A 16,354-nucleotide genomic window follows, 5' to 3' on the forward strand; every position below is an offset into this window, starting at 1 on the left:
GTCCTGCCTACAGTCATGGGCAGGGACGCAGAGTCCTGACTTTTTGGCGTAATCATCAGCACTTCCGATAATAACGGCCGAAGTCGCAGGGGGAATGCGGCACGGCCATAACGAGGAGGCCGGGCGATGAGTTACCGCGATATCCTGGTGCATCTGACACTCGATCCACGCAACATGGCGCGGACGCAGCTCGCCATTGCCATGGCACGGCGCTTCGGCGCGCGGGTCAGCGGCCTTTATACGGTGCCGCCGCCCAATGTGCCCTATTACATGGGCGAGTATATCCCGACCGAACTGATCCAGAAGCAGATGGACGAGGCGCAGAAATCCTCGGGCAGCGCCAAGGATGAATTCCTCGCTACCTGCGCCGATGCGGGCATCGAGCATCGCTGGCTCAGCAGCGACATGGCCCCGGTGGAGGCGCTGCGGTTGTCCAGCCGCGCCAGCGACATTGCCCTGGTCGGCCAGCCCGATCCCAATCCATCCGATCCTGCCGCGATTCCCTATGGCACAGACGTGCTGCCGCATGAACTGGCGCTGCAGGCCGGGCGTCCCATCCTCGCCGTGCCGCATGCCGGCACGGTGACCGATGTCGGCCGCCGGGTGCTGGTTGCCTGGAACGGCAAGCGTGAGGCGGCACGCGCGCTGCACGATGCGATGCCGCTGCTGCGCGGCGCCGAGGTCGTGCATATCGTCACCATCGGCGCCGAGCGCAAGGGGCGCACGCCGGTTGCCGAGATCGCCGGCCATATGCAGCGCCACGGCCTGCGGCTGGAAACAACGATCATCAACGGCAACGGCACCAAGGTCGGCCTGGCCCTGTTGGCCGAAGCGCAGGGTCGCAGTTGCGACCTGATGGTGATGGGAGCTTTCGGTCATTCGCGGCTGCGCGAGATGGTGTTCGGCGGCGTGACCGAAACCGTGCTGGCCAACATGACGCTGCCGGTGCTCCTGAGCAATTGACGGTGCGACGTCGGCTATGCCCCGATGCCGCTCATCAGGCGTGAGCGGTTCGCCGCCTTGAAAAAGGCGGCATTGGTCTTCCGCAATATCTCGATTTCCGCCTGGATCGCTTGTGCGATCTCAAGCTGGCGCTCCGCGCTCATGCGATCCGCGATCGCCGAGACGCTGATTGCCGCGACCGGGCTGCCGTCATCAAGCGTGATTGCGGCACCGATGGTACAGACGCCCGGCACGATGGCGCCGTCAATGCAGGCATAGCCCTTACGGTCGGCCTCTCCAAGAATAGCGGCTAGGCCGGCATCCGACAGCGGGAAGGCGCGACGTGCAGCGGCGTCTTGGGCGATGATTGCCGTCCGCTCGGGCTTCGACAGAGCGGCCAGGATGGCGGCGCTGCCCGCACCGATGCCCAATGGTCGCCGGTCGCCCACTTTCAGGGTCAGGCTCTTGATCGGATAGCTGCCCTCCAGCCGCTCGACACAGACCGCCGCATCGCCATTGCGCACGACCAGATAGACCGTGTCGCCAAACTGCGTGACCAGACGGACCATGGCGGGATGCAGAAGCTCGACCAGGCCGTTGCGGTTGGACACGCCGCTGGCCCAGGAAAAGATCTTGTAGCCAACGAAATAGCGGCCGCTTTCCGCGTCCTGATCCACCAGTCGGTATTGCACCAGCCCGGATAGCAGCCGATGCGCGGTAGCCTTGCCGAGCCCTGTCGCGGCGCAGACCTCGACCAAGCGCAGGCCTTTCTCCGGCTCCTGACTCAGCGCTGAAATCAGCAGATCAATCCGGGCGATGCTTTGATGCATGCCGCCATCGACGGCCGAGGCGGTAACTGCGGGAGTTTTCGCGGAAATGCGGGGCAAGGCTTGGCCTCTACATTGACGGCTTGACAAAGGCCGGCTGTATCTGTCTCAATAATAGATACATAGTTTCGTTAAACGAGACAAGTATTTTTGCGTCGGTCATCCGATATCGGCGCGGCAAGGGGAAGAAACGATGAAATCCTTAATCAAGGCATTTTGGCTCGCGGTTTGTGCGGCCGCTTTTCTGGCAGTTGTCTTTCCGGCCTGGCTGGTCAGGGCGCAGGCATGGCCTGTGCGCCCCGTGACAGTCGTGGTGCCTTTCGCGGCGGGCGGCACGACGGATGCCCTCGGTCGTCTGGTGGCGCAGCAACTCTCCACCCGGCTCGCCCAACCGGTCATCGTCGAGAACCGCGCCGGTGCCGGCGGCGGTTTGGGTGCCAGTGCCGTGGCCAAGGCCGCGCCGGATGGTTACACGCTGCTGATGGGGGCGGTGAGCACCCATGCGATCAATCCCTCACTCTACAAGACCCTCACGTATGATCCGGTGAAGGATTTCGCGCCCATCGCCTATATCGCCGGCGTGCCCAATCTGCTGGTCGTCAGCCCCAAGCGGGTCCAGGCCAAGACCGTCAGCGAGCTGCTGAAGGAGATCAAGGCGCAGCCTGATGGCCTCAGTTTCGCATCGGCTGGCAACGGCACCTCAATTCATCTCTCGGGCGAGATGTTCAAGGCCGCCTCCGGACTGAAGTTGACCCATGTGCCTTATCGCGGTTCGGGTCCGGCCGTGGCCGATCTGGTCGGCGGCAATGTCGACCTGATGTTCGACAATCTGCCTTCCGCCCTGCAGCTGGTGAAGAGCGGCGGCCTGCGGGCGCTGGCGATCACCGCGGCGCAACGCTCGCCAGTGCTGCCTGATGTGCCCACCATGGTGGAATCGGGCTTCCCAAACTTCGTGGCGGAAAGCTGGTTCGTGCTGTTTGCGCCGACCGGCACCCCGGCGGCAATCACCGAACGGCTGACCCGCGAGGTGACGGCCATTCACGAGGTGCCGGAATTCCGCGAGCGGCTTGCCGCCCTCGGCGCCAATCCGCGCTCCGTGACCGGTGCGGCTCTCACGGCCTTCATCGCAGAGGAAGCCCGCAACTGGGGCGAGGTCGTGCGCAAGTCCGGCGCCCAGGCGGAATGACCAGACTCCAAAGCAACAAACACACAGCAAAGCAGAGACCATGACAGCCTCTCCCCAGTTCACGAATGAGACCCGCACCATGCAAGGCGGACGCGCCCTCGGCGAAATGCTCAAGTTGAGCGATGCAGGGCTTCTATTTGGAATGGGCGGTTTCCAGTTGCTGCCCTTCTATGAGGCCTGCCGTGCCCTGGGGCTGAAGCATGCCCTGATCAACGATGAACGCTGCGGTGCTTTTGCGGCCGATGCTTACGCCCGTGTCACCAACCGCCCTGGTGTGGTGGATGCGACGCAAGGGCCTGGGGCCACGAATATCGTTACCGGCCTGGCGGAATCCTACAATGCCGGCATTCCGATCATCGCGATCACTGGCAACACCAATCGCGAACATTCCTTCAAGAACATGACGCAGGAGGCGCGGCAGATCGATATCCTGCGCCCGGTGGTGAAGGAGGTGATCCGCATCGACATGGTCCAGCGCATCCCCGAAGCGGTGCGCCGTGCTTATGCGGTTGCCACGTCCGGCCGGCCGGGCCCGGTCCTGATCGACATCCCGGAAGACATTGCCCATGCGGAGCATGATTTTTCCGCTGCCGATTTCTGGATCGACGCCGGTACGCTGAAGGCGCAGGCGCGGCGTTCGCTGCCCGATCCGGCCGAGCTCAGTCGGGCAGTGCAGATGATGGCGCAGGCGAAGCGGCCGCTGCTTCTGGTCGGCGGCGGCATCCATGTCTCCGAAGCTTATGATGCGCTGATCGCGCTGGCGGAGCAGGAAGGCATTCCGGTCGCTCATACCATGTCAGGCAAAGGTGCGATCGGCTGCAACCATCCGCTTTCCGCAGGCGTGTTTGGCCGCTATTCCCGTATTGCCAACGAGCTGGTCGAAGCCTCTGATTGCCTGATCGTCGTCGGCTGCAAGCTGGGCGAGATCGCCACCCGCCGTTTCTCGCTGATCGGTGCCGGCAAGCCGGTCATCCATGTCGAGATCTGGGCAGAGGAAATCGGCCGCACCACGCGCACCGATGTAGCGCTGGTGGGCGATGCCAAGCTGACGCTGGAGGCCATGGCCGCCGCGCTGGGGGATGGTCGCAAGCGGGTGGCGGCGAGGGCGGACTATTGCGCCGAAGTACCGGTACGGATGACCGAATGGCGCAAGGGCGCGGCCGACCGGCTGGAATCCTCCGAGACGCCGATCAATATCGGGCGCATCATGGGCGAGTTGAACAAGCGGATGCCGGCTGACGCCGTGTTAGTGGCCGATGGCGGCTTTGCCGCGCATTGGGGTGGCCTGTTGTTCGAGACCAAGGCAGCCGGACGTCATTTCGTTGCCGACCGCGGCTTTGCCTCGATCGGCTATGGCGTGCCGGGTGGGTTGGGCGCCCAGATCGGCGTTGGTCCGAAGCGCCGTGTCGTGGCGATGACCGGCGATGGCGGATTCAACATGTCGCTGGGCGACCTTGAAACCGCGCGGCGGCTAGGAGCGAATTTCATTACCATCGTCTTCAACAATGCCGCCTCCGGCTATGTGAAAGCGCTGCAGCATGCTGTCTACGGCGCGGGGAACTATCAGTCCTCCGACCTGATCGAGATGGACTATGCGAATATTGCAAAGGCGATGGGTTGCCACGGCATTCGTGTCGCCGATCCGGAGAAGCTGGGCCCGGCAATCACCGAGGCGCTGACAAAGACGGATAGCCCGACGGTCATCGACGTGGTTGTCACCCGCGATCCGGGGCGGATGCTGCCTGGCGTGGATAACCGCACGCTGAAAGTGCAGAAGGGTGACCGGCCGGTCTGAGGCCGATCAGCAAGGTCAGGCGGCCGGCTCAGCCGGCGCGCTTGACCGCATAGAGCGCGTCATCGGCACGGGCCAACGGACTAGTGTGCTCTCCGCTTGGCTCAGAAACTGCCAGCGACCACGACTTGGTTGCGGCCGGCATGTTTCGCGGCATAGAGCGCCGCGTCGGCGTAGCGAACAACCTCCGGCCATTCGCTGCCGTGTTCGCCGAAGGTGGCAATGCCAATGCTGACCTGCAGCGACAACTGGTGCGCGCCAATGTCGATGACAAGGTCAGCGACGGCCTTGCGGATACGTTCCGCCAGCTGTGTCGCGCCGGCTAGTGAGGTGTCGGGCAGCAGCGCGCAGAATTCTTCGCCACCGACGCGACCGAACAGGTCCTCCCGCCGCAAGCATTGCCGTGTCAACTTGGCAAACCGGCGCAGGACCATGTCGCCGGCCGGGTGGCCGTAGCGATCGTTGACGAGCTTGAAATGGTCGATGTCCAGCAGCAGCAGGGTCAGTGGGGTGGCATGACGCCGGCTGCGGGCGATCTCGATTTCGGCGGCCTCGTCCAGCGCCCGCCGCGTCAGTGCGCCGGTCAGGGCGTCATGGCGCGCGGCATCCTGCAGTCGGGCGGCGATGGTCTGGTTGACCAGGAGCACAGCAGCGAACACCACGGCGATGGAGAGCAGCATCGGGATCAGGAAAATCCAGCCCGACAAGGGCATCTGCATCAGAGGACTCTCGATCGGCGGCGAGGACCAGACGACCACCACGAGGGCGAGGTGGTAAGCGAACTGGCAGGACAGGACCGTGCCGCCGAGAAGCTGCGAGAAACGCGTGCTTGGCTTGAGGCCGCGCAGCAGGCTGTAGGCACGTAGCGCGGCGAGCAGCGCGAACAGCCCGAGCAGCAGCAGCATGCGCGGGCGGGTATCGGGTGCGATCAGGTTGAAATAGATCAGGCCTATGGCGGCCAGGCCGACGATGGCAAATCCGGCGCGATGGGGCAGGCGGCGTCCGAAGAATGCCTCGATGCCCCACCAGGTGAAGACATAGCCGCCGATGATCAAAAGGTTTGCGAGGATGAAAGAGACGAAGGGCGGCATGAAGTCACGCAGGGAGATGCCGAGGACACCCGCGGCGATCGCCAAGGCACCGGCTGCCCAATAGCCCACGCCCGTGATGTTGCGGTGAATGATCCATAGAGCGGTGAGGATTCCGCTTTCCAGGCAAACCACGAGCACGGTGATGAAGCTGACGGTCGGTGTATCGAGATTCATGTAATCAACTGGGGGTGATGGGCGGCGATGCGTACTGTGGGCGGTGATTGTGCACTGGAGGCTTTTGCAAAAGCAACGCTGCGGGAACAAGTGCGGGCATTTACGGCGGCGTGGTGTTCATCTTACACTGCAGTTTCATGGATGGTTCATGATGCTGATTTCCGCCGCTGAGACCCTGCTGCTCGTCGTCGATATCCAGGAGCGCCTGCTACCGGTAATGCAGGATGGCGAGCGCGTGCTGCGCAACACGGGCATCCTGCTGCAGGCCGCCCGCGCGCTGGAACTGCCCTGCGTCATTACCGAGCAGTATCCGAAAGGATTGGGATCGACAGTCCCCGAAATCAAAGTCGAAGCCGGCGAGGCTGTGGTACTGGAGAAGATGCATTTCTCCAGCTGGGCCGAGCCGTCGGTACGGGCGCATATTACGGCACTGGGTCAGCCGCTCACCGTGATCGCTGGCATCGAGGCGCATGTCTGCGTGCTGCAGACCGCCATCGGCATGGCGAGCGCCGGCCGCCGTGTCGCCGTGGTGACGGATGCGATTTCCTCGCGCCAAGCCGACAGCGTGACGGCGGCGCAGCAGCGCATGGCGCAGGCCGGCGTTCTGCTGGTCACCACCGAAATGTGCCTGTTCGAGTGGCTGGGTTCGGCCGCGCATCCGCAATTCAAGGCGCTGTCGCGCCTCATCAAGTAGAAGGGTTCAGTCCATGCGTCAGCCTTTGGTGCTTCTTCCCGGTCTGCTGCTGACGGAGGATTTCTGGCGCGAGCAGGTGGCGCGTCTGTCTGACGTCGCGCAGTGCATCCTGCCGACCAGCCATTTCCATCAGGACAATTTCAGCGACATGGCGCGGCTGGTGCTGGCCGAGGCGCCGGAGACCTTCGCGCTCTGCGGCCTCTCCATGGGTGGCTATATCGCGCAGGAGATCATGCGGCAGGCGCCGCAGCGGGTGACGCGCATCTGCCTGATGGACACCTCGGCGCGTGCCGATACGCCGGAGCAGACCGAGCGCCGCCGCGGCCTCATTCACCTGAGCCAGATCGGCCGTTTCAAGGGCATCACGCCACAGCTGATTCCGCTGCTGCTGCATCCAGACAAGCAGAAGGACGAGGTGCTGACCGGCCGACTGATCGCCATGGCCGAGGAGATCGGCCGCGAGGGCTTCACCAAGCAGCAGACCGCAATCATCAACCGGGTGGACGGGCGCGCCGATCTGAAAAGCTACAAGGTGCCGGCGCTGGTGCTCTGCGGCCGCCAGGATGCGCTGACGCCGCTGGAGCTGCATGACGAGATGGCGGCGCTGATTCCCAATGCGAAACAGCTCGTCATCGAGAATTGCGGCCATCTGCCGCCGATGGAGCACCCGAACCAGACGGCCAACGCCTTCAAGGAGTGGCTGGCCGCCTGATCAGACGTCGATGTCGGTGGCGAAGGCGGCGCGTTCCTGGATGAACTGGAAGCGCAGCTCCGGCTTGCGGCCCATCAGGCGTTCGACCAGGTCTTCCGACTCTTTCACTTCCTCGACCGGCACCTGCACACGCAGCAGCACGCGGTTCTTGCGCGTCATGGTGGTTTCCTTGAGCTGCGCGGGCGGCATCTCGCCCAGACCCTTGAAGCGGCTGATCTCCACCTTGCGGGTGCCGAAATGCTGCTTGATCAGCTTGTCCTTGTCGGCATCGTCCATGGCGTAGAAGGTCTTGCCGCCTTGGCTGAGGCGATAGAGCGGCGGCTGCGCCAGATAGAGATGGCCATGCTCGATCAGCTTGGGCATCTCGCGGAAGAAGAACGTCATCAGCAGCGATGCGATATGCGCGCCGTCGACATCGGCATCGGTCATGATGATAACCTTGTCGTAGCGCAGGTCCTCGTCGCGATATTTGCCGCGCGTGCCGCAGCCAAGCGCCTGGATCAGGTCGGCCAGCTCCTGGTTGGCGGCCAGCTTGTCCGAACCGGCTGAGGCCACGTTCAGGATCTTGCCACGTAGCGGCAGCACGGCCTGGGTGCGACGGTCGCGCGCCTGCTTGGCGGAGCCGCCCGCCGAGTCACCCTCGACGATGAAGAGTTCCGAGCCGTTGGCGGCTTCGTCGGAGCAGTCGGCCAGCTTGCCGGGAAGGCGCAGCTTGCGGGTGGCAGACTTGCGGCTGACATCCTTTTCGGCGCGGCGGCGCAGGCGCTCTTCGGCGCGCTCGATCAGGCGGGTGAGCAGGGCATTGGCATGCTGCGGCGCGCCGGCGAGCCAGTGATCGAAGTGATCCTTGATCGCCACTTCGACCAGCTTCTGCGCTTCCACCGTGACCAGCTTGTCCTTGGTCTGGCCCTGGAATTGCGGGTCCTTGATGAACAGCGACAGCATCGCGGTGCCGGCGAGCAGGATGTCGTCCGCCGTGATCTGCGATGCCTTCTTGTTGTTGGTCAGTTCGGCATAATCCTTCAGACCGCGCATCAGGGCCGAGCGGAAGCCGGCCTCATGCGTGCCGCCATCGGGCGTCGTCACCGTGTTGCAGTAGGACTGCAGCCAGCCTTCGTCGATATCCTGCGGCCAGTGGATGGCCCATTCGACCTGGCCGCGCTCGCCGCCCAGCGCCGCACGACCGGCGAACGGCGTCGGCGTCACGGTCTGCTGGCCTTCGAGCTGCTCGTTCAAATAGTCTTGGAGCCCGCCGGGGAAATGCAGCACGGCCTCTTGCGGCGTGATCTCATCGCCCTTCAGAAGCTCGGGGTCGCACTTCCACAGGATCTTCACGCCCGGATAGAGATAGGCCTTGGAGCGCGCCATCTTGAACAGGCGGGCCGGGCGGAAATGCGCGCCCTTGCCGAAGATCTGCTCGTCGGGATGGAAGGTCACCACCGTGCCGCGCCGGTTGGGGGCGGCGCCGACCTTGACCAGCTTGCCCTGCGGGGCGCCGCGCGAATATTCCTGGCGCCACAGTTCCTTCTCGCGCGCCACTTCCACGACCAGGCGGTCGGACAGCGCGTTCACCACCGAGATGCCGACACCATGCAGGCCGCCGGCGGTGGAATAGACCTTGGAGGAGAACTTGCCGCCCGAATGCAGCGTGGTGAGGATGACCTCGAGCGCCGACTTGTCCTTGAACTTGGGGTGGCGGTCGATCGGGATGCCGCGGCCGTTGTCGCCGACCTGCAGGCTGCCGTCGCCCAGCACCGAGACTTCGATGCGATCGGCATGGCCGGCCACGGCCTCGTCCATCGAGTTGTCGAGCACTTCAGCGAACAGGTGGTGCAGCGCGCGTTCGTCGGTGCCGCCGATGTACATGCCGGGGCGACGACGCACGGGCTCCAGGCCCTCGAGAACCTCGATGTCCTTGGCGGTGTAATCGCTGCCGCCCTTGCTTCCTTGCTGGAACAAGTCGTTCATTCTATTCACGGTTTTGGATTAAGGGGTGACTCGTTGTTGGGCCGCAGTATAGTAGGGCGCAGGCGGGATACAACCAACATCCAGTGACAAAGTCAGGAGCAGCGATGACCGAATCGGCGCAGAAATCCAGAGGCGAACCGGTCATCCGCAGCGCGCCGATGCCAGCCGACATGAACGGCAACGGCGACATTTTCGGCGGCTGGGTGCTGAGCCAGATGGACATCGCCGGCGGCATCGTCGCCGCCCGTCGCGCGCAGGGCCGCGTTGTCACCGTGGCGGTGGATGCCATGACCTTCCACCAGCCGATCAAGGTGGGCGACGTGGTTTCCATCTATGGCAGCGTACTGCGCGTCGGCCGCACGTCGATGGCGATCAAGCTGGAGACCATCGTGGCGCGTCGCCTCGATCCCGCCGAGATCAGGGTGACCGAGGGTGTCTACACCTACGTGGCCATCGACGAGAATGGCCGGCCGCGTCCGGTGCCTGTAGAAACATGACCTCCGTACAATCATGACGAATGGCAAACGTCATTGGGCCGCCGACGAGATCGTCGCGCCGGCGCTGATCGCGCTGAAGGCCTGGTACGACGACATCAGGGGCAGCCGCGCCATGGCCGCCTTCGCCGCGCTGCCTGACCTGCGTCTGCTGCCCGGGGTCGCCGACCTGGCCGTGGTCGAGGTCAACGGCGACGGCCGCTATCCATACGTGGCGATGGGCGAGGGCTATCGCCGCACGGCCGCCCTGGTGGCCGGTCCCGATGGCGTGACCATCGAGACCCGCCCGGTGGTGCGCCAGCATTTCGACCTGACCTGCGAGGAGCGCGGGGCCTTCCATGTCAGCATCACGCGCTGGGATGGGCCGAAGATCCTGCAATATGACCGCCTGCTGCTGCCGCTGGATGACGGTGGTGGGAAAGAGGGGAGCGGGACAGAGGCCGGCGGCACGATCACCCACCTGCTGGTGGGTGAGGTCTTCCTGCGGGTTGCCAAGCCGGGCTGATCCCGTCCGCGGCTTTCATGGGCCTTCGCAACGCTTCGTTTTGCTTCGTTTCTGGTTCTCCGGGTTTTCGCCACCGGACTTCTCCCGTATAGCGAGAATTTCTATTCATTAGAGAACATATAGTGAATATCGGGCCATTCAAGCCCTTACCCGGAATATTCCCCTGAACGCTCGGGCGCAGGCCTACAGTCGCCTGATGAACGCTGAAGCGGGACGCCGGGTGACGACGATCGTCAGGCTTCGATGGTTCAGCGTGGCCATGAGTCTGGCCGTGCTGTCGGGTCTGCTGATCCATGGAACATCGCCCGCGCAAACGCCGGCGCCGTCCGGGGATGGAGAGATTGAGTCGGCCAGCGCCCCCAACACCCTGCTGCCTGACGCGATGTACGATCCGACCCTCGGTGTGGGGAGGCCGACGCCGGTCGGCATCTGGCAGGATGACAGCGGTCGCGTCTGGGTGGAGATCGCCCCCTGCGGCGACCGGCTCTGCGGCCGGCTGGTCTGGTTCAAATGGCCCGATGGCGACGATGGCCGCCCGCTCGCCGATCTGCAGAATCGCGATCCGGCCCTGCGCGGCCGTGCGCTGCTTGGTCTGACCATCCTGCGCGATCTGCGCCGCACGGCGGAGAACAGCTGGGAAGGCGGCGCGATTTACAATCCGGAAGACGGGGTCGACTACCGCGCCAGGATGTCCATCGATAACGACACGACACTCCGCGTCCGCGCCTATGCCATGCTGCCACTGTTCGGCAAGACCAAGACCTGGACACGGATGCGGTAAGGCGCATCGTTGCCCTGTTAAGGATTGTGCCGTGAGCCCCTTGCAGGATTTTCGTTCCGGATTGATCCAGGACAATGTGCCGGCGACCCGGTGGCCTAGGCTGGTCCTGCGCCCAACCGGCACAGGAGGCCGCCACCATGACCCCAGAGACCCAGGACAACGATCCGGAGCCAGTCACTCATCCGCCAGCCACTCACCCGATTGCTACTCTGGCCGGCTGGCTCAAGCAGCGCTTTCGCCATATGGCGGAAGACCAGGAATGGCAGTCTATGGATCAGGTTGATCGCACGCGCATCGCGCATGATCTCGGCATGACCAGCAGTGAACTGGATGTCCTGATGGCTGACAGCGGTGGCAGCGCCGAGTTGGACGATCTGCTCGGCCGCCTCGGGCTCAGGCAGGCGGCGGCCCTGTATGGCGCGCTGCACGACATGCAGCGGGTTTGCGGCCTGTGCCAGGTGCGCGAGGATTGCCGTGACTGGCTCGCCGTGCCGGCCGAGGCGCGCGACGAGGGCGCGCAGCCGTATTTCTGCCCGAACCATGACGAACTGAAGTTGCTGCAGGAGATGCAGACCGGCAACAGCGGCCGCCGCTAACCGCATCCTTGCGGGCTGCCGCCCGCTATCCCATCCGCAGGCCGTCGAAGGCCAGCGCCGGCGAGGCGCTGGAGACGGTGACGCCGACGCGCATGCCGATATAGTCGCCCGACAAGCCAGTGAAACTGCCCTGGATCGGCGTCAGGTCCTCGATGCGGGCGCCGATAGCGATCGGCACGAGGCCGTGGCCGCCATGGGTCTTGTGCGTGGGATCAAAGGCGATCCAGCCGCTGCCGGGCAGGTAGACCTCGATCCAGCAATGAGTCGCGCCTTCGCCCGCCATCGCATCGTCGAGCCCGTCGCGCAGCGGATTGTACAGATAGCCCGAGACCAGCCGCGCGCCGAAGCCGAGCCAGCGCACCACATCGGCCAGCAGCACCGCCAGATCGCGACAGGTGCCCCAGCCGCGCGCCAGGGTTTCCAATGGGCTCTGCGTGCCCTCGGCATCGCGGCTCTGATACGAAATCCGCGCGGAGATTCCCGCATTGAGGTCACGCAGCATCGACAGCGCATCGGTTGGCAGCGGTGCGATATAGGCATTTGCCCACTGCAGCAGCGCGCCGCTGGAATCGGCATACTGCGGCCGCGCCATCTGCCCCAGCGCGGCCCAGTCACCGTCGCTGTAGCGGAAGGGATAGCGCAGGCCGTTCAGGCTGGCGTCCACGCCGAACGGCGGGGGCGGGCTGGTGCGCTCGTCGGCCTGATGCAGCACGCGCAGGCGGCTGTCGATGGTGAGGATGGCGGACGGCCAGAGCGGCATCGCGCTGGCGATGCTGTTGCCGTAGACGTCCTCGCTCCAGCTCACCAGGCTGGGCGGCGTGGTTTCCACCGTGAAGGCCAGCAACTGGTTGGCGGCGCTTTCGCGCGGCCGCAGCATTAGCCGGTGCGCCTCCAGGCTCACCGGCTGACGGTAGAGATAGGTCGTGCGGTGATGGATATGCAGCAGCATCAGATGTGCCGGCCGTCGGCGTCATGGGCGGCGGCCAGCTCGTCGGGATCGACGGTGACGACCTGGCGGATCGCGCTGGGCACCGCCTGCGCCGGCAGGTGCAGCAGCGTCGCGGTGCGGTGAAAGGCGCTGAAGGACAGGCCTTCAAGCTGCTCTTCCTCGGTGATGACCAGATAGGTGCCCGCCGGCAAGGCGAAATCAGGCGCCGTCAGCCGGAAAGGATGGCGGAAGGTGAGGGCGGCCTGGGTGCTGCGGCTGGTCATGGGTGATGTCTTTCGGACGGCAGCGGGCATCCGCTATCGGTAAGCCGCCGCAGTGTGCGGACGGATGGTCGATTGTTGAGAACCGGACCAGCTTCTGCCTCACCGGCAGGCGACGCAAGACTATTCGTCCCTGCTGGCGGGTAGGTCCGGAATCTCCAGGTTTTCCCACTGAAATTTCCGACATTATTTTATGGATACCCCGTTCGGCATGCTTGCGCCTTATCGGCTTTCAACCTGCTTTTGCAGCAGAATCGGCTGATGCTGGCTCTATCTCCGGAGGCTCGCCTGATGTCGATCCGCTCTCTGCTTGCCAAACTCTCCCCGCGCCATCTGCTGCGTCGGCAGGGATTCTGGCGCGGTCGCGGCGGCGTGGTACTGGTGCTGACCACATTGCTGGCTTTTTTCCTGGTTGGCGTCACGACGATGGAGATCCTGCGTCGCCATGACGCCGTGATCGCGGATTACGAACACCGCACCCAGAATTTGTCCGAGCTGGCAGCCGCCCATATGACCCGCACGCTGGAAGCCGTCGACCGCACCCTGCTGGACAGCGTCCGGCTGTCGCGGTCGGTGCTGACCGGCAAGCGCCCGGCCGATGACCAGGCGCTGGACGACATGGAAGCCATCTACGGCAATGCCTCGGCCATCACTTCGATCGCGGCCTATGACGGCTATGGCCAGCGCGTGCTGAGTTCGGTCGGGGCCACCGCCGGGGCGGATATCTCGCAGCGTGAATCCTTCCTGTTCCATGCCAACAATGCCCACAGCAACCGGATGCACATCTCGCATCCCTTCGTGTCGGCGGTGACCCAGCGCCAGACCGTGCTGGCCTCGCGCCGCATCTCGGCCGATGACGGCAGTTTCCTCGGTATCGTCACAGCGCGGTTTGATCTTGATTATTTTGCCCGGCTGTATTCCTCGCTGTCGCTGGGCGAGGGTGGTTCCTTCGCCGTCATCTATGATGACGGCATCCTGCTGATCCGCACGCCGTTCGACGAGACCCTGACCGGGCAACCGGCGGCGGCACCCGCCGTCTTCGCCACGATCCTGTCGCAGGGCCGGGCCGGCACCGCGCATGTGCGCAGCAGCATCGACGGGCAGAAGCGCCTGTTCAGCTATCGCCGCGTGCCGCGCAGCGCGCTGGTGGTTGGCGTCAGCTTTTCCACGGAACAGGTCCTGTCCATCTGGCGGCGCAATTCGATCATCGCCGGCGGCATCGTGCTGATCACCGCCATGGCCGTCCTGCTGGGCGGTATCCTGCTGGCGCGCAGCATCTATCGCGGCGAACAGCGTGAACGCATGCTGATCGCGGCCCGTACCGAAGCCGAGGACGCGTTGCGCGCCAAATCGGAATTCATCGCCATCATGAGTCACGAGCTACGCACGCCGATGAACGGCGTGATCGGGTATTCCAAGCTGTTGGCCGATCTCGATCTGACCGCCAAGGCGCGGGGCTATGCCGGCATCATCTCGGAATCCGCCACCAGCCTGCTCAGGATCGTCAACGACATCCTCGATTATTCCAAGATGGAAGCCGGCAAGATCACGCTGGAGGCCGTGGAAACCGACCTGCGCCAGCTGGTCAACGATGTGATCGCGCTCAATCGCCCCGCCGCCGATGCCAAGGGGGTAGCGCTACGGCTGCGCTATGACGACCGCGCGCCGGCATGCGTGCTGGCTGATCCGACACGCCTGCGCCAGGTGCTGATCAACCTGGTCGGCAATGCCGTGAAATTCACCACCGAGGGCCATGTGACGCTGTCGGTCAGCGTGGAGGCCAGCGACGATGCGCGCTACTCGCTGCGTTTCGCCATCGCCGATACCGGCGTCGGCATCCGCGAAGCCGACATGCCATTGCTGTTCCAGAGCTTCACGCAGGTTGATTCCACCGTGGGCCGCCGCTTTGGCGGCACCGGGCTGGGACTCACCGTCTGCAAGCGCCTGGTCGAGATGATGGGCGGCAGTATGGGCGTCTCCTCGCAGTTCGAGGTCGGCAGCACTTTCTGGTTCACGCTGCTCTTCACCCGGGTCGTGGCCACGGCCGTGGTCGAGGCCGAGCCGACGGTGGAGACGCTGCTGCGCACCGGCAAGATTCTGGTGGTCGACGACAATGGCACCAACCGTCGCCTGGTCTCGGCGCTGCTGGGGCCGACCGGCAACACGGTGGTCGATGCGGCCAGCGGCGCGGAAGCGCTGCAGAAGCTGGCGTCCGAGGATTTCGACCTGATCCTGATGGACCTCAACATGCCGGTGATGGACGGGCTGGAAGCGACGGTCTGCATCCGCGCGCTGCCCGAGCCCAAATGCAGCACGCCGGTGGTGGCCCTGACCGCCAGCGCCATGACCGACGAGATCACGCGCTGCCGCAATGCCGGCATGAACGGTCATGTCGCCAAGCCGATCGATCCGGCCATATTGTTGCGGACGATCTCGGCCAATATGCGTAAAGCGGCTTGAGATGAGCGTGTTGATTAAGCGGAGCGCTGGATTACAATGATTGCGGCCGTAGGACGAATCTGTGATCAATCATCTTTTCTTAAGCGAACTGGGAAAGCTATCTGAGGCTCTCCTGCGCTGTGTCGTACCGATTTTTCGCGCGGACGATTCCGGGAAATATATTTCGGTGGGAACTGGCTTCTTAATATTTGATCATAAAAATGTGTATTTGGTTTCTGCGGCTCACGTTCTGGAAATTGGGAATGGTGATGGTCAAATTTTCTTTTATGCATCCAGAGATAAGTTGCGAGCCGTATCGGGAAAACGCCTTCTAAAAAAAGGCGATCAAGGCAAACTTGATGTAGGTGTCGTTCGCCTTGAGGGGAAAGGACTGCCGCCTTACCCAGAAATCAATAAAGAAGCTTTCTCTATTAATGTTCTAAAACGCGGCCCTCAGCCTCGTGAGGGGCATGATTACCTAACAATCGGATTTCCGGGGTCTAAAGGGCGATATCATCCAGTTCGAGGTCAAATAGAGTCATCGCCATTTGTTGCGCGTGGTTTCCCAATGGGAAAATTACCATACGCCGAAGTTGGGTGTTCGCCCGATACGCACATATTGACTCCCTTCGATAGAGGTATGGTTTGGAAAGAAGGAAAGATAGGCGGGGAATTTCCCAAGCCCGCAGGTATGAGTGGGGCGCCCGTATGGTGGATGGAAAAGGATAACTCTGGGATCGCAATAGAAATTTGCATCGTTGGCGTATTCATTGAATATCATAAGAAACACGGTGTTTTTGTGGCTACCGACATTCAAGAGGTAGTTGCCATGATTGATAGGCTTCGTGAGTCTTAATCGGGCGTAGTTGACGATTGTTGAGGAAATCATTACAAAGCGCCCCGCAGGGCCGGCGCAGGATGATCGCCATTCCCTGATCGGCCCA

The 16,354-nt window shown here is 63.5% G+C and carries 16 protein-coding genes; 11 read left to right on the forward strand and 5 right to left on the reverse strand.

Annotated elements, in window-relative coordinates; translation table 11 throughout:
- Window positions 1–126 precede the first annotated feature (126 nt).
- Entirely contained in the window at window positions 127–963 is an 837-nt protein-coding gene (locus tag AC1RRT_RS17365) for a universal stress protein (protein ID WP_493015069.1), read from the forward strand.
- 14 nt (window positions 964–977) lie between these two features.
- Here AC1RRT_RS17365 and AC1RRT_RS17370 read toward each other — a convergent pair whose 3' ends face one another.
- Window positions 978–1,772 carry an IclR family transcriptional regulator gene (locus AC1RRT_RS17370; protein ID WP_493015070.1) on the reverse strand — a complete coding sequence of 265 codons (795 nt, stop codon included), beginning with the start codon at window positions 1,770–1,772 and terminating at the stop codon, window positions 978–980.
- 289 nt (window positions 1,773–2,061) lie between these two features.
- On the opposite strand from AC1RRT_RS17370, the gene AC1RRT_RS17375 reads away from it, so the two are divergent.
- Together AC1RRT_RS17375 and AC1RRT_RS17380 are read left to right on the forward strand one after the other, a co-directional pair.
- Window positions 2,062–2,955 (forward strand): Bug family tripartite tricarboxylate transporter substrate binding protein, encoded by an 894-nt coding sequence (locus tag AC1RRT_RS17375; protein WP_493015071.1) that lies wholly within the window; start codon window positions 2,062–2,064, stop codon window positions 2,953–2,955.
- 40 nt (window positions 2,956–2,995) lie between these two features.
- Complete coding sequence (locus AC1RRT_RS17380) at window positions 2,996–4,750, forward strand: thiamine pyrophosphate-binding protein (protein WP_493015072.1); 1,755 nt, start codon at window positions 2,996–2,998, stop codon at window positions 4,748–4,750.
- A gap of 101 nt (window positions 4,751–4,851) precedes the next feature.
- Here AC1RRT_RS17380 and AC1RRT_RS17385 read toward each other — a convergent pair whose 3' ends face one another.
- Window positions 4,852–6,012: a GGDEF domain-containing protein gene (locus AC1RRT_RS17385; protein ID WP_493015073.1), complete on the reverse strand. Its 1,161-nt coding sequence runs from the start codon at window positions 6,010–6,012 to the stop codon at window positions 4,852–4,854.
- A 148-nt stretch (window positions 6,013–6,160) separates the two neighbouring features.
- Here AC1RRT_RS17385 and AC1RRT_RS17390 point away from each other — a divergent pair, with 148 nt between their 5' ends.
- Both AC1RRT_RS17390 and AC1RRT_RS17395 read left to right on the forward strand, forming a co-directional pair.
- Complete coding sequence (locus AC1RRT_RS17390; protein ID WP_493015074.1) at window positions 6,161–6,706, forward strand: hydrolase; 546 nt, start codon at window positions 6,161–6,163, stop codon at window positions 6,704–6,706.
- Window positions 6,707–6,719: 13 nt separating this feature from the next.
- Window positions 6,720–7,418: an alpha/beta fold hydrolase gene (locus AC1RRT_RS17395; RefSeq protein ID WP_493015075.1), complete on the forward strand. Its 699-nt coding sequence runs from the start codon at window positions 6,720–6,722 to the stop codon at window positions 7,416–7,418.
- Here the strand turns inward: AC1RRT_RS17395 and parE are convergent, their stop codons facing one another.
- Window positions 7,419–9,386 (reverse strand): DNA topoisomerase IV subunit B, encoded by a 1,968-nt coding sequence (parE, locus tag AC1RRT_RS17400; protein ID WP_493015076.1) that lies wholly within the window; start codon window positions 9,384–9,386, stop codon window positions 7,419–7,421. It abuts the gene before it with no gap.
- A 104-nt stretch (window positions 9,387–9,490) separates the two neighbouring features.
- Here parE and AC1RRT_RS17405 point away from each other — a divergent pair, with 104 nt between their 5' ends.
- The 4 genes from AC1RRT_RS17405 (at window position 9,491) to AC1RRT_RS17420 (ending at window position 11,762) form a co-directional block, all read left to right on the forward strand.
- Complete coding sequence (locus AC1RRT_RS17405) at window positions 9,491–9,883, forward strand: acyl-CoA thioesterase (RefSeq protein ID WP_493015077.1); 393 nt, start codon at window positions 9,491–9,493, stop codon at window positions 9,881–9,883.
- A 13-nt stretch (window positions 9,884–9,896) separates the two neighbouring features.
- Window positions 9,897–10,385, forward strand: a complete 489-nt coding sequence (locus AC1RRT_RS17410) for a hypothetical protein (protein WP_493015078.1) — start codon at window positions 9,897–9,899, stop codon at window positions 10,383–10,385.
- Window positions 10,386–10,605: 220 nt separating this feature from the next.
- Window positions 10,606–11,166, forward strand: a complete 561-nt coding sequence (locus tag AC1RRT_RS17415) for a DUF2147 domain-containing protein (protein ID WP_493015079.1) — start codon at window positions 10,606–10,608, stop codon at window positions 11,164–11,166.
- A gap of 137 nt (window positions 11,167–11,303) precedes the next feature.
- A complete protein-coding gene (locus AC1RRT_RS17420; protein WP_493015080.1) occupies window positions 11,304–11,762 on the forward strand; it encodes a DUF6455 family protein in 459 nt (152 codons plus the stop codon).
- 25 nt (window positions 11,763–11,787) lie between these two features.
- Here the strand turns inward: AC1RRT_RS17420 and AC1RRT_RS17425 are convergent, their stop codons facing one another.
- Both AC1RRT_RS17425 and AC1RRT_RS17430 read right to left on the reverse strand, forming a co-directional pair.
- Window positions 11,788–12,711 carry a transglutaminase family protein gene (locus AC1RRT_RS17425; RefSeq protein WP_493015081.1) on the reverse strand — a complete coding sequence of 308 codons (924 nt, stop codon included), beginning with the start codon at window positions 12,709–12,711 and terminating at the stop codon, window positions 11,788–11,790.
- The gene (locus AC1RRT_RS17430; protein WP_493015082.1) at window positions 12,711–12,974 is read right to left on the reverse strand and encodes a hypothetical protein; all 264 of its coding nucleotides are present in this window, start codon (window positions 12,972–12,974) and stop codon (window positions 12,711–12,713) included. The genes AC1RRT_RS17425 and AC1RRT_RS17430 overlap by 1 nt, the downstream gene beginning before the upstream one ends.
- 288 nt (window positions 12,975–13,262) lie before the next feature.
- Between AC1RRT_RS17430 and AC1RRT_RS17435 the strand changes: the two genes are divergently transcribed.
- Together AC1RRT_RS17435 and AC1RRT_RS17440 are read left to right on the forward strand one after the other, a co-directional pair.
- Window positions 13,263–15,431: a hybrid sensor histidine kinase/response regulator gene (locus AC1RRT_RS17435; protein ID WP_493015083.1), complete on the forward strand. Its 2,169-nt coding sequence runs from the start codon at window positions 13,263–13,265 to the stop codon at window positions 15,429–15,431.
- A gap of 61 nt (window positions 15,432–15,492) precedes the next feature.
- Complete coding sequence (locus tag AC1RRT_RS17440; RefSeq protein WP_493015084.1) at window positions 15,493–16,266, forward strand: hypothetical protein; 774 nt, start codon at window positions 15,493–15,495, stop codon at window positions 16,264–16,266.
- Window positions 16,267–16,354 lie beyond the last annotated feature (88 nt).

The sequence above is a fragment of the Ferrovibrio sp. GW821-FHT12B10 genome, assembly GCF_058807515.1.